This is a genomic window from Calothrix sp. CBUCES-K 9914 (assembly GCF_059640475.1).
Genome location: NZ_JBXXZH010000552.1, coordinates 1 through 992, shown reverse-complemented (window position 1 = coordinate 992; position 992 = coordinate 1). Strand labels below are relative to the sequence as shown.

General features: G+C 38.8%; 2 protein-coding genes. One reads left to right on the top strand and one right to left on the bottom strand.

What is annotated here, in order from left to right; translation table 11 throughout:
• Positions 1-81: 81 nt before the first annotated feature.
• On the bottom strand, positions 82-441 hold the full coding sequence (locus tag AC2JBO_RS45015; RefSeq protein ID WP_496960101.1) for a Lin0512 family protein: 360 nt from the start codon (positions 439-441) through the stop codon (positions 82-84).
• A 115-nt stretch (positions 442-556) separates the two neighbouring features.
• Here AC2JBO_RS45015 and AC2JBO_RS45010 point away from each other — a divergent pair.
• Positions 557-992 (top strand): hypothetical protein (locus AC2JBO_RS45010; RefSeq protein ID WP_496960100.1); only part of this gene is annotated, 436 nt, incomplete at its 3' end.

Sequence of the window (992 nt, the reverse complement as noted above, 5' to 3'; positions counted from 1 at the left end):
CTCGTTCATCACAAAACCTATCGTTGACGTATGGGCGCCAACCTTAACTTGACACCAATGGCATCCTTGCCCGTTCCCCACCTACTCAATGTAAACTGTAACTGCTGCTACAGCAATTAGCATTTCGTCATTCTTATCGTTTAGTTCCGCAATAGCTCGACCTTGTACAACCATACCGCCATCTTGGACACTCAGCGATTTTCTACCAAATGGTAATACAGCTAAAACTTCCTCTTCTCGAACTTGTTCAGGATAAGGAACAGCAACTTGCACTTCAACTATCATTTGATTTGGGTCAGTTAAACCAGCAACTTCCCATACTCCAGGTAAAGCATTATTCGCTATTGCGTTGCGTACTGCTCTAGAAGCTGCTATCGTTGGTTCTTGCCCATGCTGGTCGATCCCCATTCCCATTTCAATAATTAAACGTTTACGAGTCACAATTTTCCTTTGTATAATTTTATTATTTTACACATGATTGCACTATTTGCTGTTTTTCTTTTAACCGTTCAGGGGGCGCCTGTATTACTTATTAATTCTTATAACTTGTAATCATATGAAAATTAGTAGAAAACAGATTTCACCTAAGAAGTTATTAGTTTTAGCAACATGCTTAGGGAGTTTTTTAGTAATTTTATATACGTGCCTGTTTATTAGTATAGTTCGAGCGCGCGTTGTTAAAGTTGACTCCTTAATCAAACAAAAAGCTTTACAACAAAGTTCATCTCAGAAAATTGTGATCCAAGAAGGTTTCAATTATGACAAAGGATTAGACGCAAACTGTTTGACATGGAATTCTGAACCAGTTGCTAGCGGCTGGACGCAAGACTCTGAAGACTCAGATTTTTTTGCTGATTACTACGTACCAGCAAATTCAGAGGCAATAATTTGTACAACTCCTATTTTTGCAGGCGCCTTGACTGCTGACGCTGAGAAACCTTTTTCATATGAAGTATATCGTACCGAATACGGTTTAAGAGTTCGCGTAATTA